The organism is Pseudomonas sp. D(2018) (assembly GCF_005502555.1).
Taxonomy (GTDB): Bacteria; Pseudomonadota; Gammaproteobacteria; order Pseudomonadales; family Pseudomonadaceae; genus Metapseudomonas; species Metapseudomonas resinovorans.
Genome location: NZ_SCOK01000042.1, coordinates 21,626 through 40,465 on the forward strand (window position 1 = coordinate 21,626; position 18,840 = coordinate 40,465).

The 18,840-nt window shown below is 62.8% G+C and carries 20 protein-coding genes; 9 read left to right on the forward strand and 11 right to left on the reverse strand.

Annotation, left to right across the window (positions count from 1 at the left end; all coding sequences use genetic code 11):
- Positions 1 to 357 precede the first annotated feature (357 nt).
- The gene (locus FFS60_RS21815; protein ID WP_028628229.1) at positions 358 to 792 is read left to right on the forward strand and encodes a YkvA family protein; all 435 of its coding nucleotides are present in this window, start codon (positions 358 to 360) and stop codon (positions 790 to 792) included.
- Here FFS60_RS21815 and FFS60_RS21820 read toward each other — a convergent pair.
- Positions 780 to 1,511: a substrate-binding periplasmic protein gene (locus FFS60_RS21820; protein ID WP_371926471.1), complete on the reverse strand. Its 732-nt coding sequence runs from the start codon at positions 1,509 to 1,511 to the stop codon at positions 780 to 782. The two genes, FFS60_RS21815 and FFS60_RS21820, sit on opposite strands and share 13 nt — an antisense overlap.
- Before the next feature lie 151 nt (positions 1,512 to 1,662).
- On the opposite strand from FFS60_RS21820, the gene FFS60_RS21825 reads away from it, so the two are divergent.
- From FFS60_RS21825 to FFS60_RS21835, 3 genes are read left to right on the forward strand one after another with little or no spacing between them, the layout of a single operon-like run.
- Positions 1,663 to 1,977 (forward strand): helix-turn-helix domain-containing protein, encoded by a 315-nt coding sequence (locus FFS60_RS21825; protein WP_137823129.1) that lies wholly within the window; start codon positions 1,663 to 1,665, stop codon positions 1,975 to 1,977.
- On the forward strand, positions 1,974 to 2,339 hold the full coding sequence (locus FFS60_RS21830; RefSeq protein WP_028628226.1) for a hypothetical protein: 366 nt from the start codon (positions 1,974 to 1,976) through the stop codon (positions 2,337 to 2,339). Before FFS60_RS21825 ends, FFS60_RS21830 begins: the two co-directional genes overlap by 4 nt.
- Entirely contained in the window at positions 2,339 to 2,806 is a 468-nt protein-coding gene (locus tag FFS60_RS21835) for a sel1 repeat family protein (protein WP_137823130.1), read from the forward strand. The genes FFS60_RS21830 and FFS60_RS21835 overlap by 1 nt, the downstream gene beginning before the upstream one ends.
- A gap of 43 nt (positions 2,807 to 2,849) precedes the next feature.
- Here FFS60_RS21835 and FFS60_RS21840 read toward each other — a convergent pair whose 3' ends face one another.
- Together FFS60_RS21840 and FFS60_RS21845 are read right to left on the reverse strand one after the other, a co-directional pair.
- Complete coding sequence (locus tag FFS60_RS21840) at positions 2,850 to 4,595, reverse strand: bifunctional diguanylate cyclase/phosphodiesterase (RefSeq protein WP_137823131.1); 1,746 nt, start codon at positions 4,593 to 4,595, stop codon at positions 2,850 to 2,852.
- Positions 4,596 to 4,678: 83 nt separating this feature from the next.
- Positions 4,679 to 6,760 carry a carboxy terminal-processing peptidase gene (locus tag FFS60_RS21845; RefSeq protein WP_028628223.1) on the reverse strand — a complete coding sequence of 694 codons (2,082 nt, stop codon included), beginning with the start codon at positions 6,758 to 6,760 and terminating at the stop codon, positions 4,679 to 4,681.
- A gap of 126 nt (positions 6,761 to 6,886) precedes the next feature.
- On the opposite strand from FFS60_RS21845, the gene FFS60_RS21850 reads away from it, so the two are divergent.
- The 4 genes from FFS60_RS21850 to FFS60_RS21865 all read left to right on the forward strand — a co-directional run bounded on the left by FFS60_RS21850 (position 6,887) and on the right by FFS60_RS21865 (position 10,966).
- Positions 6,887 to 7,852, forward strand: coding sequence for an NAD(P)H-quinone oxidoreductase (locus tag FFS60_RS21850; RefSeq protein WP_137823132.1), 966 nt, complete (start codon positions 6,887 to 6,889; stop codon positions 7,850 to 7,852).
- 157 nt (positions 7,853 to 8,009) lie between these two features.
- Positions 8,010 to 8,573: an alkyl hydroperoxide reductase subunit C gene (gene ahpC / locus FFS60_RS21855; RefSeq protein WP_028628221.1), complete on the forward strand. Its 564-nt coding sequence runs from the start codon at positions 8,010 to 8,012 to the stop codon at positions 8,571 to 8,573.
- A 176-nt stretch (positions 8,574 to 8,749) separates the two neighbouring features.
- A complete protein-coding gene (gene ahpF / locus FFS60_RS21860) occupies positions 8,750 to 10,306 on the forward strand; it encodes an alkyl hydroperoxide reductase subunit F (protein WP_137823133.1) in 1,557 nt (518 codons plus the stop codon).
- Between the two features lie 120 nt (positions 10,307 to 10,426).
- Positions 10,427 to 10,966 (forward strand): hypothetical protein, encoded by a 540-nt coding sequence (locus FFS60_RS21865; protein ID WP_028628219.1) that lies wholly within the window; start codon positions 10,427 to 10,429, stop codon positions 10,964 to 10,966.
- Between the two features lie 72 nt (positions 10,967 to 11,038).
- Here the strand turns inward: FFS60_RS21865 and modA are convergent, their stop codons facing one another.
- The 7 genes from modA to FFS60_RS21900 all read right to left on the reverse strand — a co-directional run bounded on the left by modA (position 11,039) and on the right by FFS60_RS21900 (position 17,127).
- Positions 11,039 to 11,794 (reverse strand): molybdate ABC transporter substrate-binding protein, encoded by a 756-nt coding sequence (gene modA / locus FFS60_RS21870; protein ID WP_028628218.1) that lies wholly within the window; start codon positions 11,792 to 11,794, stop codon positions 11,039 to 11,041.
- Between the two features lie 154 nt (positions 11,795 to 11,948).
- Positions 11,949 to 12,602, reverse strand: a complete 654-nt coding sequence (locus FFS60_RS21875) for an HAD family phosphatase (RefSeq protein WP_137823134.1) — start codon at positions 12,600 to 12,602, stop codon at positions 11,949 to 11,951.
- Positions 12,602 to 13,591 (reverse strand): ABC transporter ATP-binding protein, encoded by a 990-nt coding sequence (locus tag FFS60_RS21880; protein ID WP_137823135.1) that lies wholly within the window; start codon positions 13,589 to 13,591, stop codon positions 12,602 to 12,604. The genes FFS60_RS21875 and FFS60_RS21880 overlap by 1 nt, the downstream gene beginning before the upstream one ends.
- Positions 13,588 to 14,385, reverse strand: a complete 798-nt coding sequence (locus FFS60_RS21885) for an ABC transporter permease (protein ID WP_028628215.1) — start codon at positions 14,383 to 14,385, stop codon at positions 13,588 to 13,590. Before FFS60_RS21885 ends, FFS60_RS21880 begins: the two co-directional genes overlap by 4 nt.
- The gene (locus FFS60_RS21890) at positions 14,372 to 15,214 is read right to left on the reverse strand and encodes an ABC transporter permease subunit (RefSeq protein ID WP_028628214.1); all 843 of its coding nucleotides are present in this window, start codon (positions 15,212 to 15,214) and stop codon (positions 14,372 to 14,374) included. The genes FFS60_RS21885 and FFS60_RS21890 overlap by 14 nt, the downstream gene beginning before the upstream one ends.
- On the reverse strand, positions 15,211 to 16,017 hold the full coding sequence (locus FFS60_RS21895) for an alkaline phosphatase family protein (RefSeq protein WP_137823136.1): 807 nt from the start codon (positions 16,015 to 16,017) through the stop codon (positions 15,211 to 15,213). Before FFS60_RS21895 ends, FFS60_RS21890 begins: the two co-directional genes overlap by 4 nt.
- 51 nt (positions 16,018 to 16,068) lie before the next feature.
- Complete coding sequence (locus FFS60_RS21900; RefSeq protein WP_137823137.1) at positions 16,069 to 17,127, reverse strand: ABC transporter substrate-binding protein; 1,059 nt, start codon at positions 17,125 to 17,127, stop codon at positions 16,069 to 16,071.
- A 301-nt stretch (positions 17,128 to 17,428) separates the two neighbouring features.
- Here FFS60_RS21900 and FFS60_RS21905 point away from each other — a divergent pair, with 301 nt between their 5' ends.
- A complete protein-coding gene (locus FFS60_RS21905; RefSeq protein WP_028628211.1) occupies positions 17,429 to 18,145 on the forward strand; it encodes a UTRA domain-containing protein in 717 nt (238 codons plus the stop codon).
- 105 nt (positions 18,146 to 18,250) lie between these two features.
- Here FFS60_RS21905 and lpcA read toward each other — a convergent pair whose 3' ends face one another.
- Positions 18,251 to 18,838: a D-sedoheptulose 7-phosphate isomerase gene (gene lpcA / locus FFS60_RS21910; RefSeq protein WP_028628210.1), complete on the reverse strand. Its 588-nt coding sequence runs from the start codon at positions 18,836 to 18,838 to the stop codon at positions 18,251 to 18,253.
- Positions 18,839 to 18,840: the final 2 nt, after the last annotated feature.

The following is an 18,840-nucleotide window of genomic DNA, read 5'->3' on the forward strand; positions in this document are numbered from 1 at the left end:
CTAGAAACGCCCCGTCTCGACGGGGCGTTTTCGCTTCCGTCGCCGGTCCCGCTCGAACCGAGAGCCGACCTTTCGGTCACAACGGGAGTGGGGTGGTGGGAAAGTGTTACGGTTATGCACATGACCGGGTAACCATGCCCGTACCGAGTGCGACCTGCGGTCGCATTGCGGACCGCCAGGTCAAATGCTTGATTTTGCTGGTCTTTTGGCACTGGGTAAAATTTGCCCGATCTGTCGCGGAGCCGCATGATATGGGCGTTTTCCCCTCTCTGTGGAAAACTGTTCACAAGGTTATCCACAGATTTCGTGGATAACCGCGCCAAGCCCTCTAGGCCAAGCTTCTGCCGAGGAGTACCGATGAAAGCACCTTGGAATTTCCAGCGTTACCTGACCCTGGCACAACGTTTCCTGGCCGGTGGGCGATTGCCGTCACTGCTGTTGGCTGCATCCCGCAAGAGCTCGAGCCAGAGCGGTCGTCTTGGCGCGGTGAAAGATGACTTGCGACTGTTACTGTCCCTGGCCAATGCCTGGCTGCGTGGTGAGTACCGGCAGATCAACCCCAAGGCATTCCTCGCGGTGGTGGGGGCATTGCTCTACTTTGTCACGCCTCTCGATGCGCTTCCGGACTGGCTGGTTGGCATGGGCTTCGTCGACGACCTGGCGGTGCTGGCCTGGGTCCTGAAGACCTGGGGTGGCGAGTTGGACGCCTTCCGGGCATGGCGCGAGAAGCAGTCACCGGAAGTGCAGGCGGTCCTGGAGCGATTGCCGGCCCCGGACTCTCAGCGGTCCTGAAGCCCGGCGCGCTGCTGTTCGCCTTGCAGCAGTGATTCGAGTTCGCCGCTGTCCCGCAGGCTCCGCAGCGCAGCATCCAAGTGTTCGGCTGCTACTGGCAGCTGGTTGCCATAGGCGCAATGCAAACGATAGCGCTCCACTACCCAGGGGCTGAACACCAGCGGTACGTCAGGGCGCGCGGCCAATTCATAGGCGAGGGCACGGCGCATGTCGATGACGGCATCCAGCCGCTTGTGGCTCAGCAGGTTCAGGCGAGTGTCCAGGTCGCGCACGTCCTTGCGTTCCACGTCGTGGTTCGCGAAGGCTTCCATCAACGGCATGCTGTAGGCGTAACCCAAGCTGGTGCCCAGCACCTTGCCCTTGAGATCGGTCAGACCGTTGATCGCTGGGCTGTCGCGGTGCTGGAGAAGGACGTCTTCTTCTTCGAACAACGGTGGCGACCAGTGATAGGCCGGAGCGTCGACCATCCACTCGGGGTTGGAGTTGCAGATCAGATGGATGCGCCCGTTCTTCAGGGATTCCTCGATGCGTTTGTTCGGTGTTTCGACGAAGCTCACCGAAACAGACAGATCCTCGGCAATTCGTTCGCCGAGGCGACGGATGAAGCCGCCGAGCAGGACATGTTCGCTCACCTGAACGTAAGGCATGCCATCAGCCGGGCCGAAGCCCCAGCGCAGCTCTTCGGCCCGCAGCAGGCCGGGCCAGAGGCTGGCGAGTATCCAGAAAACCACATGAAAATGCCGCGTCACGTACCTTCCCCCGCCTGGTGGACGCAGTATAGTTCACCCTCTGCGGGCCCTTGGCCTGATAATATGGCCGCCTGCATGGAGGTGCTGAAGCAGTCGGCACTGCGTTCCACGGGGAGCTTCAATGAGTGTGCAAGTGATCATGCGTGACGGCCAGGCGGAGTACGCAGTACTGCCCTGGGCCGAGTACCAGGCGCTACTGCGCGCCGCCGGCCAGGCCACCACTGAAACGGCCGCCGAGCCTGCCAGGACGGCGATCGGCCAAATGAAGTCGCTGCGCGAAGCCCAGGGACAGAGCCTGGAGCAACTGGCCCGTGCGGTGGGCATCAGCCCCCACTACCTCGGGCTGATCGAGAGCGGCGAGCGTGAGCCTGATGAAGCCATCAAGCGCGGTCTGGCGCGTGCCCTCGGGGTTTCCGGCTGGGAGTCCGGATCTTGAGTCTGCGAATCAGCCGCCAGCACTGGCAAGCCCTGTTGAATGAACTGGAAGACGCACGCCGTCAGCGGCATCTGCTGACCTACCGGGCGTTGATCGAACGTCTGCAATTGCCGTCCCCGGCCATGCAGACCCTCACTGCGGCCCTTGAGCATCTGGCTGCCCTCGATGCCCGCGCCGAGCGTCCGCTGCGTAGTTCCCTGGTCATCAGCCAGGGTGCCAGCCGCTTGCCGCGCACCGGCTTCTTCGAGTGCGTCGAGCGCCTGGGGCGCTTCGCCGGTCCTCCGGATGGCATCGCAGCGGCCTCCTGGCATGCCTCCGAAGTGGCTCGGGTGTTCGAGTTCAGCTACCCCGAGGAACAGTGATGTTCTGGAAGCTGAGAGCGCGGATTGGCTATCAGGCGGCGCGCTGGCTGATACGCTTTCCGAAACTGGCCGCCCAACCCCGTGCCTGGCAGTGGATGCAGGGCCAGTACGCACGAATGGCTGCCTTGGGCGATGTGCCTGCGCAGAGCTTCTACGGTCACTTGCTGCTGCACCGTGGGCATGGTTTCGGTGCGCGGGAGGAGGGTATTCGCCTACTGCGCCAGGCGGCTCAGGCTGGTGATGGCAAGTCCGCCTACCAACTGGGCGTGCTGAGCCTGGCTGGTGACGCCCGCCAGGCACCGGATGCCGCCGACGCCGCGCGCTGGTGGGGCCTGGCCGCCGATGCCGGCCATCCTCTGGCCGCGCGCAAACTGGCCGATCTCTATCGCGATGGCGGACCGGGTCTCGAGCCGGATTCCGACGCTGCCCAGCGTGCCGCCCGGCGCGCGGGTGAACTTGGCCTCTGACTTGCCGCCGAGCTGAGCCACACCGGCAGCATCCCTGGACCCTTCAAACCGCTTCGATGATGTGCAGGCTGTAGCCGGGCATGGCCTTGGCGTGGCGTTTGGCTTCCGACGCGAGCCCCGCCAGCTGCGAGGCGTCCAGTTGGTTGCAATCCTCGGGTTTGAGGGTCACCACACCGATGGATAGCGACAGCAGGGGAAATTCTTCGCGCTGGCCTTGGCGGTTGTGGGCGACGAAGCACCCCGCCTGCAAGTGGTCGTTGCGGTAGAAACGTCGGCACTGGCCCTGGAAGTCTTCCAGCAAGTAACTGAGTCGGACGCGCCAGTCGTCCGACCCCAGTACCAGCAAGAAGTCATCGCCGCCTATATGGCCGACGAAATCCCGCGCCGGGTCCACCCGTTCGCTCAGGCACTGGGCCAGGCAAAGCAGCACTTCGTCACCCTTGGCGTAACCGTAGAGGTCGTTGAAGGGTTTGAAACTGTCGATGTCCACGTAGCAGATCACCGCTTGGCGGCGTTGCTGCAGCAACCGCGTCAGGCACTGCTGGATGGGTACGTTACCCGGCAGCAAGGTGAGCGGGTTGGCATGTCGGGCCTGCTGGATCTTCAGCTCAGTGATCAGTTTGAGCACATCGATAACTCGTCCCAGCCCCCGATAGCGGCCGTCGAGGATGAGGATGAAGTCTTCTTCAATGCGCTGTCTGGCACGGCTGGTGATCAGGCGACTGACCTGTTGCAGGGATTGCCCCATTTCCACTGCGAGGAAATCCGTGCTCATCAGCCGGTTCACGGATTTGCGGGTGAACAGGTCGGTGGCGAAGGGGCGGAGCAAGGCTTCCGAAAGCAGGTGGCGATGGACGATTCCGACCGGTCGCTGATGGGCGTCGAGCACCGCGAGCGAGTTGAGATTGGCCTGGGCACGAAAGGCTTCGAGCACCTCGTGGATGGGGGTCTCCTCGTGCACAGCCGGTTGCTCGTTGAGCAGGGCGGAAAGGTCGCTGCTCTCCTCGTTCATGTTGCCGGTCGATTCCAGCGGTGGCAGCAGGACGCGCGCATCACGAGAGGGATGTTCCTGGGGGCGTCCGAGAAGATAGCCCTGGACCAGGTCGATACCCATTTCCGCGAGCACCGCCAGCTCTTCCGCCAGTTCGATGCCTTCGGCTATGACCTGGGCGCGGGAAGCCTTGGCCATTTTCAGGATGGATTCGACGAACTCGCGCTTCACCGCATCCTGGTGGATGCCGTCGATGAAGTGGCGGTCGATCTTCACGTAATCCGGACGCAGCTCGGACCACAGGCGCAGGCTGGAATAGCCCGCGCCCAGGTCGTCCAGGGCGATGGAGAAGCCCATGGCGCGGTAGTGGTGCAGGGCGGTATCGAGCAGGTTGAAGTCTTCGGTCGGCGTCTGCTCGGTGAGTTCGATGACCACCTGACTGGGGGGGATGCCGAAGGCTTGCAGCATTTGCAGGGTACGCCCCGGCTGGTGTGCTGGGTCCAGCAACGACTCCGGGGAAACGTTGAGGAACAGCAGGCCGTCGAGCTTGAGCTCCTTGAAGCGGCGGCAGGCGCTCTTGCGACATGTCATTTCCAGGTCGCTCAGACGTCCTGCGTGGCGCGCCACTGCGAACAGGGTCATTGGCGAGTGCAGCGGGCTGTTGGATGGGCCGCGGGTCAGGGCTTCGTAGCCGATGATGCGCCGTTCAGACAGCGACAGGATTGGCTGGAACAGGCTGTGCAAGTCGCCGTGAGCGAGGATCAGGCCCAGCGCGCTCAACTGCTCGGTGACGGTCATGCTGTTACTCGTGAAAAAGAAAGGGGCCGCGATTGCGGCCCCCGAATTTCACGACAGATATATGACAGCGTTATGACATCATTTCAATGTTTCGCCACGGATGCGTTCAGGCCCAGGTAATCCAACAGGATCTGTCCGGTTTCAGTCAGGTAGGCGTCATCTTCCGGTTTGGTCTTTTCCTCTTCTACCGGCACGGCGTCTTCGTCTTCCGGCTTGAGCTCCTTCAGAAGCTCTTCGCCCTTGGCCTTGCGACGGGTGTTCTCCATCGCCAACTGTTTGGCCTCGATGTCAGTCTGTTCGGCGCGGCGCTTGGTCTCGTTGAGGCTGACCACGGTGTCCTTCATCAGCTTCTGTGCCAGAGCCAGGCGCTCTCGGCTGTAGACGAAGTCCGGATTCTGCGCTGTGCGCGAATCGTGGCGGGCCTTCAGCTCGGCCAGGAACGGCTTGAAGGGGTCCAGCTCGGGCTTGATGGCCGGGCGGATGCTGTCCCAGGGCATGGCTTCGGGCAGGGCGCTTTCACCGATCTGCTTGGTGTCTACCACCGAGGGGTACTCGATGTCCGGCAGCACGCCCTGGTGCTGGGTGCTCTGGCCGGACACGCGGTAGAACTTGGCCAGGGTCAGCTTGAGCTCGCCATGGTTCAACGGCTGGATGGTCTGCACGGTGCCCTTGCCGAAGGTCTGGCCACCGATGATCAGCGCGCGGTGGTAGTCCTGCATGGCGCCGGCGAAGATCTCCGAGGCCGACGCGGACAGGCGGTTGACCAGCACGGCCATCGGGCCGGTGTAGTAAGTGCCGGTATTCTCGTCGGCCAGCACATCGACGCGGCCGTCGCTGTTGCGAACCAGTACGGTCGGCCCCTGGTCGATGAACAGGCCGGTCAGCTCGGTGGCTTCCTGCAGGGAGCCGCCGCCGTTGTTGCGCAGGTCGATGACCACGCCGTCGACTTTCTCCTTCTGCAGCTCGCCGAGGAGTTTCTTCACGTCACGGGTGGTGCTCTTGTACTCGGGATCACCGGCTCGGAAGGCCTTGAAGTCCAGGTAGAAGGCCGGTACCTCGATCACGCCAAGCTTGAACTTGCTGCCTTCATGCTCGAGGTTGATGACGGATTTCTTCGCGGCCTGTTCTTCCAGCTTCACGGCTTCGCGGGTGATGGCGACTACCTTGCTGGTCTGGTCGTTCGGGGCGTTGCTGGCCGGAATCACTTCCAGGCGCACCACGGAGCCTTTCGGGCCGCGGATCAGCTTGACCACCTCGTCCAGGCGCCAGCCGATCACATCGACCATTTCGCCGTTGCCCTGGGCAACGCCAACAATCTTGTCCGCCGGTGCGACCTGCTTGCTCTTCTCGGCAGGCCCCGCCGGTACGAGGCGCACCACCTTCACGTACTCGTTGTCGCTCTGCAACACGGCGCCGATGCCCTCGAGGGACAGGCTCATGTTGATGTCGAAGTTTTCCGCGTTATCCGGGGAGAGGTACTGGGTGTGCGGGTCGTAAGTCTGGGCAAAGGCGTTGATGTAGGCCTGGAATACGTCCTCGCCACGAGTCTGGTCGAGGCGGGAAAGCTGATTCTTGTAGCGTTTGATCAGCAGCTCCTGGATGGCCTTGGGGTCCTTCTTGGCGATCTTCAGGCGCAGTACTTCATCTTTCACGCGCTTGCGCCAGAGGTCATCAAGGGCCGCGCGGTCCTTGGCCCAGGGGGCTTTCTCGCGGTCGGTTTCCAGGTTTTCGTCGACGGTGAAATCGATCTTGTCGACGCCCTTGTCGAGCATCGCAAGGGCGAAGTCCAAGCGTTCCTTGAGGCGGTCAAGGTGGCGCTTGTAGATGACGAAGCCGGGCTCCAGGTCACCGCTTTTCAGCAGGTCGTCGAAGCGCGTGCGCCACTTGTCGAATTCCGCGATATCGGCAGCGGTGAAGTACATTCGCGCCGGGTCGAGGAGCTTGAGGTAGCCCTCGTAGATCTTCACCGAGCGCTCATCGTTGAGCGGCGGCTTGTTGTAGTGGTGGCGCTTGAGCAGCTCCACTACGTTGAGGCTGGCGATCACCTGTTCGCGGTCGGGCTGAATGGCATCCCAACTGTTCGGGGCTGTGGGGGCGGCATGCAGCGGCAGGATGCTGACGCTGAGGGCCAAGGCAAGTGCAGAACTGATCAGGGAGCGCTTCATGCTGATTCGACGTCGGGACAGGTGATAACGCATATTAGGCCGTATTTGAGGGCGCCGGGTTCCATTGGCGCAATGCGAAGGCCCGGCTACTCGCCGGGCCAGGTCCAAGCTCACTATGGAGGCACCGTGAAGGCATTGCAAGGCGTCGAAGGGCGCGTGGAGTGGGGGGAGCGGGCCAGTCCGGCCTGTGACGTGGGGCAAGTGCGGATTCGCGTGGCGGCTGCCGGCCTGAACCGGGCCGACCTGTTGCAGCGCGCCGGGCTTTATCCGCCGCCGCCGGGAGCCAGCGACATTCTTGGCCTGGAAGCCTCCGGAGTGATTGCCGAGGTGGGGGCCGGCAGTGGTGCCTGGCGGGTGGGTGACCGTGTCTGCTGTCTGCTTGCCGGCGGCGGCATGGCCGAGGAAGTGGTGGTGGATGCCCGCCATGTGCTGCCCGTGCCGGAAGGCTTGTCCCTGGCTGAGGCTGCCGCGTTGCCGGAGGTTTACGCCACGGCCTGGCTCAACCTGTTCCAACTGGCCGGCATCAAGCCTGGCGAGAAAGTGCTGCTGCACGCCGGGGCCAGTGGTGTCGGCTCGGCAGCCATCCAGCTGTGCAAGGCCTTCGGCAATCCCTGCTGGGTCAGTGTGGGCTCGGCGGAGCGCCTGGCCTATTGCGAATCCCTCGGTGCCCAAGGCGGCGCGCTGCGCGGCGAGAGTCTGGAAAGCCTGCGTGATTTCGGCCCCTTCGACGTGATTCTCGACCCGGTAGGCGGCAACTACGCCAGTCTCAACTTGGCCCTGGCCGCCACCGACGGGCGCTGGGTGAACATTGGCCTGATGGGCGGGCGCAAGGCCGAGCTGGACATGGCCCTGCTGCTGGGCAAGCGGGTGCAGTTGATCGGCTCTACCCTGCGCAGCCGCGACGAGCAGTTCAAGGCTGACCTCATCAGCGAGTTGCGCCAGCAGGTCTGGCCGCTGTTCGAGGAAGGCCGCCTGCAATCACGCCTGGAAAAAGCCTATTCGGCCAAAGACGCCGAGGCTGCCTTCGAGGCGCTGGCCAGCAACCAGGTGGAAGGAAAGCTGGTGCTTCTGCTCGACGAAAGCCTCGTCTGATGCGCGGCTCTCCGGCGCTCCAGGCCACGCGTGGCGGGGTGTCGGGGAGTTGCATTGAAGTAATCAATCGTTCTGATGGGGTCAATCAATATGATCTTTTTGGAATAACCCAATACTCTTCGTCGGGTAAATTTCCTAACCCAACGAGGACGTTGCGATGTCTCTGATCAATACCGAAGTCAAACCGTTCAAAGCCACCGCCTACCATCAGGGCAAGTTCGTCGAACTGACCGAAGCCAGCCTGAAGGGCAAGTGGTCCGTATTCTTCTTCTACCCGGCTGACTTCACCTTCGTTTGCCCGACCGAACTGGGCGACCTGGCCGACAACTACGCCGAGTTCCAGAAACTGGGCGTGGAAATCTACGGTGTGTCCACTGACACCCACTTCACCCACAAGGCCTGGCACGACACCTCCGACACCATCGGCAAGATCCAGTACCCGCTGATTGGCGACCCGACCTGGGTTCTGTCGAAGAACTTCGAAGTTCTGATCGAAGAAGCCGGTCTGGCTGACCGTGGCACCTTCGTGATCGATCCGGAAGGCAAGATTCAGATCGTCGAAGTCAACGCCGGCGGCATCGGCCGTGACGCCCAGGAACTGCTGCGCAAGGTCAAGGCTGCCCAGTACGTGGCTGCCCATCCGGGCGAAGTCTGCCCGGCCAAGTGGAAGGAAGGCGAAGCCACTCTGGCCCCGTCTCTGGATCTGGTAGGCAAGATCTAAAAACGGTCGGGAAGCTGTTGCGCTTGCTCTCGACGCTTCCCACTCCGTTTTACTCCCTGTAAAGGCGAGCGGAGGGCCTTTCGGCAATCCGCTCGTATCACACCCCTCATCCCGTTTCGGGCGGCCGGCGACGGCCGTCGAGGGGTGACTCATGCCCGAAATAAAGGAAATCGCACATGTTGGACGCCAATCTTAAAACCCAGTTGAAGGCCTACCTCGAAAAGGTCACCCAGCCGTTCGAGATCGTCGCGTCCCTCGATGACAGCGACAAATCCCGCGAATTGCTCGGGCTGCTGCAAGACATCGTCGGCCTGACCGACAAGATCACCCTGAAGACCGATGGCAGCGACGCCCGTCGCCCGTCGTTCTCCCTGAATCGCCCCGGTGCCGATATCGCCCTGCGTTTTGCCGGTATCCCCATGGGCCACGAGTTCACTTCGCTGGTGCTGGCCTTGCTGCAAGTGGGTGGTCACCCATCCAAGCTTGCCGCTGATGTGATCGAGCAGATCAAGTCGATCGAAGGCGAGTTCAGCTTCGAAACCTATTTCTCGCTGTCCTGCCAGAACTGCCCCGACGTGGTGCAGGCGCTGAACCTGATGGCCGTGCTCAACCCGAACATTCGCCACGTCGCCATCGACGGCGCGCTGTTCCAGGACGAAGTCGAGCAGCGCCAGATCATGTCTGTGCCGAGCATCTACCTGAACGGCGAGCTGTTTGGCCAGGGCCGCATGGGCGTGGAAGAAATCCTCGCCAAGATCGACACCGGCGCCGCTGCCCGCGATGCCGAGAAGCTCAATGCCAAGGCCGCCTTCGACGTGCTGGTCATCGGCGGTGGCCCGGCTGGCGCATCCGCAGCTATCTATGCCGCACGCAAAGGCATTCGCACTGGCGTCGCTGCCGAGCGCTTCGGTGGCCAGGTGCTGGATACCATGGCCATCGAGAACTTCATCTCCGTGCAGGAGACCGAAGGCCCGAAACTGGCCCGCGCCCTGGAAGAGCACGTCAAGCAATACGACGTCGACATCATGAACCTGCAGCGCGCCTCCGCACTGGTCCCTGCCAAGGCCGAGGGCGAGTTGCATGAAGTACGCTTCGAGAGCGGTGCATCGCTTAAAGCCAAGACCGTGATCCTTTCCACCGGCGCCCGCTGGCGTGAGATGAACGTACCCGGCGAGCAGGAATATCGTGGCCGCGGCGTAGCCTATTGCCCGCACTGCGATGGCCCGCTGTTCAAGGGCAAGCGCGTTGCCGTGATCGGCGGTGGCAACTCCGGCGTCGAGGCCGCCATCGACCTGGCCGGCATCGTCGCCCATGTCACCCTGATCGAGTTCGACGACAAGCTGCGTGCAGACGCGGTGCTGCAGAAAAAGCTGGCCAGCCTGCCCAACATCAACGTCATCAAGAGCGCGCTGACCACTGAAGTGAAAGGCGATGGCCAGAAGGTCAACGGTCTGGTCTACAAGGACCGCAACACCGATGAACTGCGTACGCTGGAGCTGGAAGGCATCTTCGTGCAGATCGGCCTGCTGCCCAACAGCGAATGGCTGAAGGGTGTGGTGGAGCTTACCCCGCGCGGCGAGATCATCGTCGACGCCAAGGGCCAGACCAACATCCCCGGCGTGTTCGCTGCCGGTGACGTCACCACCGTTCCGTACAAGCAGATCGTGATCGCCGTGGGCGAGGGCGCCAAGGCGTCGCTGGGTGCCTTCGATCACCTGATCCGTACGACCTGATTTACTCAGCGTGGTGTGCTGAAGTGGCGGAGGCCTGCAAGGGCTCTCCGCTTTTTTTATGTCCGCGCGGCTTCCCTGTATCCTTCGCGCTTTCGTTCCTCATGCGACAGGGCTCATCTCGTGAAACAGCAACTTATCGAATTGATTACGGCCATCAGCTCCGGATGCATGGCCGAGGATGAGATCGAGCGCGTCGCCGACGAAGCCTCACAGGCCTACGCCGATCCGGACGCATTCCTCGCGGCCAATCCCGACATCAACTATGACGAAAGCTTCCCTATCCCATTGGGCGAATGGGTCGTGGTGGGCAGCTTGCCGGACACCGTATTGTTCCAGGCGGATAGCTACGACCAGCTGTTCCAGCAGGTCGTGGACTCCTTCGGCCCCAGCGTCAATTTCGTGCTCAGACCCAAGCAACTGGTGAAGGTGGAGCCCCTCAAGGCCCTTAACCGCATCCAGGTGCAGATGGGCAGCCTGTACCCGGAGAAGGGCGGCTACGTGCTGGTGGACTTCAGCGAACCGCTGGATGACGAACTGCAGTGCGTGCTGGTCTACAAGAATGACCTGGAGAAGGTCATGCAACTGGCCGTGGAGATCGGTATCTACACCGCGCCGGCCTATGAGGCGCTCAAGGCCGCCATGGAAGAGGGCGACGACTGAGTCGCCGCCGACAGGCTCCCCTCTCCCTCTGGGAGAGGGGCCGGGGTGAGGGAGCTTTACCCCGCGCCGTCGTTACAGCGCATACCCGTAAGACTTGATCACTTCCCCGGCCTTCGGCCCCTTCAGGTAATCCACCAGCGCCTTGGCGGCCGGGTTGGCTTCACCTTTCTTCAATATCAACGCGTCCTGCCTGATCGGCTCATGCATTTCGGCGGGAACGATCCAGGCCGAACCGCTGGTGATCTTGCCGTCCTTGTACACCTGGGACAGGGCGACGAAGCCCAGCTCGGCATTGCCACTGGAAACGAACTGCAGCGCCTGGGTGATGTTCTGGCCTTCCACCAACTTGGGCGCCACGGTCTCGGTCAGCCCCAGCTTCTCCAGCACCTGGGTGGCCGCCTGGCCGTACGGTGCGGTCTTTGGGTTGGCGATGGACAGGTGCTTGTACTGGCCGGACTTCAGCACGTCGCCCTTGTCGTCCACATAGCCGTCCCGTGCCGACCAGAGCACCAGGGTGCCGATGGCGTAGGTGAAGCGCGAGCCAGGCACGCTTTCACCTTCCTTCTCCAGCTTGGCCGGGGTGGTGTCATCGGCTGAGAGGAAGACCTCGAAGGGCGCGCCGTTCTTGATCTGGGTATAGAACTGGCCGGTGGCGCCATAGGCAGCGACCAGCTTGTGGCCGGTGTCCTTCTCGAAATCCTTGGCGATGGCCTTTATCGGGGCCGTGAAGTTGGCGGCGACGGCGACTTGGACTTCCCCGGCGAAAGCCGTTGCAAGGCTACAGCAGGTGACCTGGAGAGTTAGGGCACGAGCAAGGAGATGGCGCATGGAGAGGCTCCCGGTTCCGAAGTTACGACTATCGCTGTGTATGTAGGTATATAGCGGTTGGCGGCATTCTCCGAACGGCTTGACTTGAAAGTCAAGGGGCGACCGGTAGGGGGCTCCTCTCTCTTCTCCAGGGAAAGGAGGAGGGAAGGGCTGCTCAGCGCCAGTCGAGAATCGGCCAGCCCACCTGTTCAGCATGGGAGCGCAGGATCGGGTCGGGGTTGACCGTGTGGGGTCTGGCCACCAGCGAGAGCAGGGGCAGGTCGTTGCGCGAGTCGGAATAAAAGGCGGCGCCTTCCAGGCTCTCGCCTTGCTCTTTCATCCAGGCATTCAGGCGGGTCACCTTGCCGTCACGGTAGGTGAGCACGCCCCGGGTGTGGCCGCTGTAGCAGCCGTGCTGCTCTTCCAGATCGATGGCCAGGACCTCTTCCACGCCCAGGCGTTCGGCGATGGCGCTGACCAGGAAGTGCGCCGAGGCGGAGATGATCAGGATGCGGTCACCGGCGGCGCGGTGCTGCGCCAGGCAGCGCATGGCATCGGAGTGGATCAGCGGTTCGACCACATCCTCGACGAAGGGCTCGACCACGAAGTCCACTTCTTCAGCGGTGCGCCCCACCAACGGCGACAGGCTGAAGGCCATGTAGTCTTCCATCGCCAACTTGCCTTCGGCGTAGAGCGCCATGAGTTCCTGGTCCTTGCGGATGAAGGACTCCTCGTCGACCCAACCCAGTTCGGCCATGTGTGCACTCCACAGGCTGGCGCAGTCGCCGTCTATCAGGGTGTCGTCGAGGTCGAAGATTGCCAGGGCCATCAGGCCACCTCCCGGATTGCGTGATCGTCTATGCGCAGACCGACGCGTTGGCCTTTGCGGTGCAGATCTTCGGCGGAGCGATTGAGCACGTCCACTACCAACTGAACGCCGCGGGCTTCGACCCGATAGCGCACGACGTTGCCCAGCAGGCTGTGGCTGCGCACTTCGGCCTCGATGCCACCTTCGGCGCTCAGGGCGATGGCCTCCGGGCGTATGGCGATGCGGCCGTTCACCGGGCGCTGCAACAGGCGGCTGGCCGCGTCGGCGTCGAGCAGGTTGTAGTTGCCGATGAAGCCGGCGGCGAAGGCGTCCACCGGCGCGGTGTAGAGGGTTTCCGCATCGCCACTCTGGACGATACGCCCAGCATTCATCAGGAAGATGCGGTCGGAGAGGGTCAGCGCTTCTTCCTGGTCATGGGTGACGAAAATGGTGGTCAGTCCCAGTTCCTGCTGGATGGAGCGGATCTGTTCACGCAGATGCTTGCGGATGCGCGCGTCCAGCGCCGAGAGCGGTTCGTCCAGCAGCAGCAGGCGCGGCCGGGTGACCAGCGAGCGGGCGAGGGCCACGCGCTGGCACTGGCCACCGGAAAGCTGGTGCGGATAACGCGCGGCAAAATCCTGCAACTCCACCATGGCCAGGGCCTCATCCACCCGGCGCTTGCTGTCGGAGCCTTCGACCTTTTGCATACGCAGGCCGAAGGCGACGTTCTGCTGCACGGTCATGTTGGGGAACAGTGCATAGCTCTGGAACACCATGCCGATGCCACGCTTCTGCGGCGATACCGGCACCAGGTCCTGGCCGTCCAGCAGAATCTGCCCGCCGTTGACTTCGGTGAGGCCGGCGATGCAGCGCAGCAGGGTGGACTTGCCGCAGCCCGAAGGGCCGAGCAGGGTGACGAACTCGCCCTTGCCGATCTCGCAGTGGATGTCACTGAAGATGGGGGTCTGGCCATAGCTCTTATGCAGGCCGCGGATGGAAAGAAAGCTCATGCCTTGTCCTTGTTCAGACGGTTGGCTGCCCAGGTGAACAGCAGCACGAAGAAGAAGTAGGAGATCACCAGGGCGCTGTTGAAGTGGCCGCTGCTGTTGCGCATGTTGTTCAGGTACACCTGCAGGGTTTCGTAGCGGGTACCTACCAGCAGGTTGGCGAAGACGAACTCGCCGAAGAGGAAGGAGAACGACAGGAACAGCGACACCATCAGGCCCTTGCGCAGGTTCGGCAGCACCACCAGGAATGCGGCTTTCCAGGTGCTGGCGCCGAGCAGTTGGGCGGCGTCCATCAGGTCACGCAGGTTGATTGCCTGCAGGTTGTTGGTGATGGCGCGGTACATGAAGGGCAGGGCGATGGTGAAGAAGCAGCCGATCAGGATCCAGGGCGTGCCCACCATGGCCAGCGGTCCGGATCCGTAGATCTGCAATAGCCCCACGGAGGACACCACCGGCGGTACTGCGAAGGGCAACAGGATGAGAATGTTCATCAGCCCGTCGAGCTTCGGGAAGTGGTAATGCACCACGAACAGCAGCGGCAGGATCAGCACTACTGACAGCGCCAGCGCGCCGAAGCACACCAGCAGCGACTGGCCGAAGGCGGTGAGGAAACGGGCATCGCTCCACAGTGCGAAGTACCACTTGAGGGTCAGCCCGTCCGGGAGGATGGTCGCCGACCAACTGGTGGAAACGGAGTAGAGCAGGGTGCCGGCCAGCGGCAGCAGCAGGATCAGGAACAGCAACCAGACCACCACGCGATGGTAGAGGCCGCCGTTGCGGGATTCAGCGCGCGACATGGTAGCTCCTCTTCAGTAGCCACTGGTGCACCACCGTGATCAGTGCCATCAGCCCGACCAGAACCATCGCCAGGGCGCTGGCCAGGTTGGGGTTGAGCGCGATGTCGCCAGCGACCATGGCGGCGATGCGGATGGTCAACACGTTGAAGTTCCCGGTGGTCAGGGCATAGACGGTGGCGTAGGCGCCAAGTGCATTGGCCAGCAGGATGACGAAGGTGCCCAGCAAGGCGGGCGTCAGCACGGGCAGGCCGATGTGTCGCCAGAACTGCCAGGGGCCGGCGCCGAGCAGGGCTGCGGATTCGCGCCAGTCTTCGCGCAGGGCGTCGAAGGCCGGGTAGAGCAGCAAGACGCCCAGGGGAATCTGGAAGTAGGTGTAGAGCACGATCAGCCCGGTCTTGGAGTAGAGGTTGAAATCCTCGATCACGCCGGACTGCTTGAGCAGGATGGTCAGGGCGCCGTTGAAGCCAAGCAGGATGATGAAGGCGAAGGCCAGCGGTACGCCGGCGAAGTTGCTGGTCATGTTGGAGAAGGCCATGACGAAATCGCGCAGCTTCGAATCCACCTTGCGCAGTGAATAGGCGCCGATCACGGCAATGACGATGCCGAACAGGCTCGACCAGAAGGCGATCTGCAGGCTGTGCTTGATGGCCTGCAGGTAGAACTTCGAGCTGAACATCTTGGCGTAGTTGCTAAGGCCCCAGCCTTCCGGCGTGTTCAGGCTGTGGATGGCGACCCAGGCCAGTGGCGCAATCTGGAACAGGATGAAAAATACGGCAAAGGGCAGCAGGCAGAGCAGTGCCAGCCATTTTCCCCGGTTGGTGGCATTCACTTCAGCAGCTCCTGGCAGGCAACCTTGTCGTGGGATGCGCCCAGCAGCTCGCAAACGGTGCCGCACAGTTCGGTCTGCTTCGGCTGCGCCGTGGCGTCCAGGCTGAAGGCATCGCCCAGGACGAACAGCGGGACCTCGCGCTCTTCGGCCAGCAGGCCGTTGTGGGAGCGATCGTTGTTCATGCCGTGGTCGGCGGTCACCAGCACCTGGTAGCCGGCGTCCAGCCAACGTTGCAGGTACTCGGCCAGGAGGATATCGGCGACCCGTGCGCTGTTGCGGTACTGGGGCGAATCCAGGCCGTGCTTGTGGCCCGCGTCATCCACATTCATCGGGTGCACCAGGAGAAAGTCCGGGTTGTGGCGCTGGCGCAGGCTCTCGGCGTCGGCAAACAGGTGCGAGTCCGGATAGTGGTCGGCGTAATAGAAGTGCCCGTGCTGGATCGGCAACTCCGGTGCATCGGTATGACGGTCGCGGGCGGCTTCGAAAGGCGAGCGGTTATAGAGCTCGCTGACCCAGTGATAGGCAGCCGCGGCGGTCTTGAGCCCGGCGGCGCTGGCGTAGTGGAAGATGCTGCGCTCTCGGGAAAGGCGCGATACATCGTTGTGGACGATTCCGCTCTTGATTGGCGGCACGCCGGTGAGGATGCATTCGTAGAGCGGGCGGGACAGTGCCGGCAGCTCGCACTGGAGCTTGTACAGGGCGGCGCGACCGGCCCCGCAGTAGGCCTGCAGGTGGCCCAGCGCATGCCGGGCCACCTCGTAGTTCAGGCCATCCAGCAGGACGAGGATGACTTTGTTCTTCATTCGATTCGCCTCGAAAGTCGCCCAATCGCCCGGAGGCGATCGGGCGGACCCTTACTCCATTTCGATGATCACGTGCTCTTGCCACAGCTGCGGCAGGGCTTTCGAGGTTTCTTCCCAGGCCTTGGCATCCTTGATCGGCTGGACCTTGGCGTACTGCTCGTTGGGCAGCAGCTTGGCCTTCACCTCGGCCGGCAGGGTCAGGTGCTCGGCACGGATCGGACGGGCGTTGCCCTTGGCCAGGTTGATCTGGCCGGCGTCGCTGAGGATGTACTCGCGGGTCAGCTTCGCGGCGTTCGGGTTCTTCGCGTACTTGTTGATGATGGTGGTGTAGCCGGAGATCACCGAGCCATCGGAGGGGATCAGCACTTCGAAGCGGCTGGGGTCGATCTGGTCGCGGTAGGACAGGCCGTTGAAGTCCCAGACGATGCCCACTTCCACCTCGCCCTTCTCCAGGGTCTGGATGGTCGGGTTGGAGAGCGAGAGGCGACCCTGTTTGGCGATCTCGGCGAAGAAGTCCAGGCCAGGCTGGATGTTCTTCTCGTTGCCGCCGTTGGCGATGGAGGCTGCCAGCACGCCATTGACCGCCTGCGCGGCGGCGCTGACGTCACCGATGGCGATCTTGTACTTGCCCTGCTTCAGGTCGGCCCAGGACTTGGGCGCTTCCTTCACCAGTTGCTTGTTGACGATGAAGGCGATGGAGCCGGTATAGGCCAGCATCCAGTGGCCGTCGGCATCTTTGGCCCAGTCCGGAATTTGCGCCCAGGTGCTGGGCTTGTAGGGCTGGGTCACGCCTTGCTGGACGGCGATGGGGCCGAAGGCCGCGCCCACATCGCCGATGTCGGCGGTGGCGTTGTCTTTCTCGGCGGCGAACTTGGCGATTTCCTGAGCCGAGCTCATGTCGGTATCGACGTGCTTCAGGCCATACAGCTTGTTGAGGTCAGCCCAGGTGTCCTTCCAGTTGGCCCAGCTGTCGGGCATGCCCACGCTGTTCACCGCGCCTTCCTTGCGAGCGGCTTGTTCGAGACTCTTCAGATCTGCGTCGCTCGCCATCGCCTGGGTTCCCAGGGCGATGGTCGTTCCCATCAGTGAAGCCAGCAACAGGCGTTTCATGTGAAGCTCCTTAGCAGGTTTGGAGGTTGGTCTAGATCAGCAAGACCCAGGCCAAATCTAAAAGCCTTGGATGACGGTTTGATTGCAGGGTTGCCACCCGGTCCGGCAGTGGCAGACGCCTGGAAAGCGTAGACCATGGCTAAGTGACTGATTCGGGAGGCTGTCGCGATTGGCGATGGCATGGCGCATGCAGGTGTGCCTGGCTGTCATCCCACAGTCATCTAGGCTGCCTAGGATGGCCGGCAAACCCGGCCATGACGCACCTCGATGGTGCTGGTCTATTCCAGATTGGAGTTTTTCGATGCGCGATGAGGCGCCCCGCACCCTGACCGCCATCTGCAGTGCGCTGCAGGAGCAGATCGACCACGGCCTGCTGCCCCAGGGCAGCAAGCTGCCGGCCGAGCGCAAGCTGAGCGAGCTGTTCGACACCACACGCATCACCTTGCGTGAAGCGTTGGGGCAGTTGGAGGCCCAGGGGCTGATCTATCGCGAGGAGCGCCGCGGCTGGTTCGTCTCGCCGCCCCGGCTGCTCTACAACCCGCTGGTGCGCAGCCACTTCCACGCCATGGTGGCCGGGCAGGGGCGCACGCCTGCCACCGAGGTGCTGGGGGCGCGATTGATTCCGGCCAGCGTGGAAATCTGCGAGTTGCTGGAGCTGCCGGCGCTGTCCAGCGTCTATCAGATCCGCCGGGTGCGCCGCGTCGATGGGCGTCTGGTGCTCTATGTGGAGCATTACCTGAACCCGGCTTTCTTCCCCGGCATCATCGACTTCGACCTGACCCGCTCGCTGACCGAGCTGTACGACAGCCAGTACGGCATTCGCTACGGCCGGGTGCGATTCGACATGGTGCCCACCGCCCTGCACCCGGAGGCGGCCGCACCGCTGAAGGTGTCACCTGGCAGTCCGGCGCTGAAAATCACCCGTATCAATCGCGATCAGCATGGCCGACTGATCGATTGTGACCTGGAGTTCTGGCGGCATGACGCGATTCATGTGAGCGTCGAGGTGCCGGAGTAGGGCGCAATGCCTCCCTTGCCCGCTTGGGGCGGTGTCGAGGGTTGCAGCCCACGCGGGCATCCGTCGGTGGGCTGAAGCCCACCCTACAAGGCCGACGAATGCCCGTCAGGCGTAGTTTTCCGGACTCAGTTTGCGCTCGACCAGTTCGATCAGGATGTGCAGCACCTTGATATGCAGCTCCTGCACGCGGTCGGCGAAGTCGCCGCCGGGAGCACAGATGCAGACATCGGCCAGGGCTTCCAGGGCGGAACCGGGCTTGCCGGTCAGGGCCACGACCTTCACGCCCAGGGCGCGGGCCGCTTCGGCTGCCTTGATCACGTTGGGGCTCTTGCCGCTGGTGCTGATGGCGATCAGCACGTCGCCCGCACGGCCGTGGGATTCGACGTAGCGGGAGAAGATGTAGTCGTAGCCGAAGTCATTGGCGACGCAGCTGATATGGCTGGCATCGCTGATGGACACGGCGGCGATGCCGGGCCGGTTCTTGCGGTAGCGGCCGGTCAGCTCCTCGGCGAAGTGCATGGCGTCGCACATGGAGCCGCCGTTACCGCAGGAAAACGCCTTGCCCTTGTTCTCGAAACTCTCGACCAGGAGCTCAGCCGCACGCTCAATGCTTTTCAGCGCTTGCTCGTTGGCGATGAAGTTGTCCAGGGCGGTCCTGGCTTCCTCCAGGCTGTTGCGGATATGGCTGAGCATGC

What these genes read in the sequence shown, in the direction of transcription:
- FFS60_RS21815 (WP_028628229.1), top strand. Translation starts at nt 358, where the DNA reads ATGAAAGCACCTTGGAATTTCCAGCGTTACCTGACCCTGGCACAACGT.
- FFS60_RS21825 (WP_137823129.1), top strand. Translation starts at nt 1,663, where the DNA reads ATGAGTGTGCAAGTGATCATGCGTGACGGCCAGGCGGAGTACGCAGTA.
- FFS60_RS21835 (WP_137823130.1), top strand. Translation starts at nt 2,339, where the DNA reads ATGTTCTGGAAGCTGAGAGCGCGGATTGGCTATCAGGCGGCGCGCTGG.
- FFS60_RS21840 (WP_137823131.1), bottom strand. Translation starts at nt 4,595, where the DNA reads ATGACCGTCACCGAGCAGTTGAGCGCGCTGGGCCTGATCCTCGCTCAC.
- FFS60_RS21845 (WP_028628223.1), bottom strand. Translation starts at nt 6,760, where the DNA reads ATGAAGCGCTCCCTGATCAGTTCTGCACTTGCCTTGGCCCTCAGCGTC.
- ahpC (WP_028628221.1), top strand. Translation starts at nt 8,010, where the DNA reads ATGTCTCTGATCAATACCGAAGTCAAACCGTTCAAAGCCACCGCCTAC.
- ahpF (WP_137823133.1), top strand. Translation starts at nt 8,750, where the DNA reads ATGTTGGACGCCAATCTTAAAACCCAGTTGAAGGCCTACCTCGAAAAG.
- modA (WP_028628218.1), bottom strand. Translation starts at nt 11,794, where the DNA reads ATGCGCCATCTCCTTGCTCGTGCCCTAACTCTCCAGGTCACCTGCTGT.
- FFS60_RS21875 (WP_137823134.1), bottom strand. Translation starts at nt 12,602, where the DNA reads ATGGCCCTGGCAATCTTCGACCTCGACGACACCCTGATAGACGGCGAC.
- FFS60_RS21880 (WP_137823135.1), bottom strand. Translation starts at nt 13,591, where the DNA reads ATGAGCTTTCTTTCCATCCGCGGCCTGCATAAGAGCTATGGCCAGACC.
- FFS60_RS21885 (WP_028628215.1), bottom strand. Translation starts at nt 14,385, where the DNA reads ATGTCGCGCGCTGAATCCCGCAACGGCGGCCTCTACCATCGCGTGGTG.
- FFS60_RS21895 (WP_137823136.1), bottom strand. Translation starts at nt 16,017, where the DNA reads ATGAAGAACAAAGTCATCCTCGTCCTGCTGGATGGCCTGAACTACGAG.
- FFS60_RS21900 (WP_137823137.1), bottom strand. Translation starts at nt 17,127, where the DNA reads ATGAAACGCCTGTTGCTGGCTTCACTGATGGGAACGACCATCGCCCTG.
- FFS60_RS21905 (WP_028628211.1), top strand. Translation starts at nt 17,429, where the DNA reads ATGCGCGATGAGGCGCCCCGCACCCTGACCGCCATCTGCAGTGCGCTG.
- lpcA (WP_028628210.1), bottom strand. Translation starts at nt 18,838, where the DNA reads ATGCTCAGCCATATCCGCAACAGCCTGGAGGAAGCCAGGACCGCCCTG.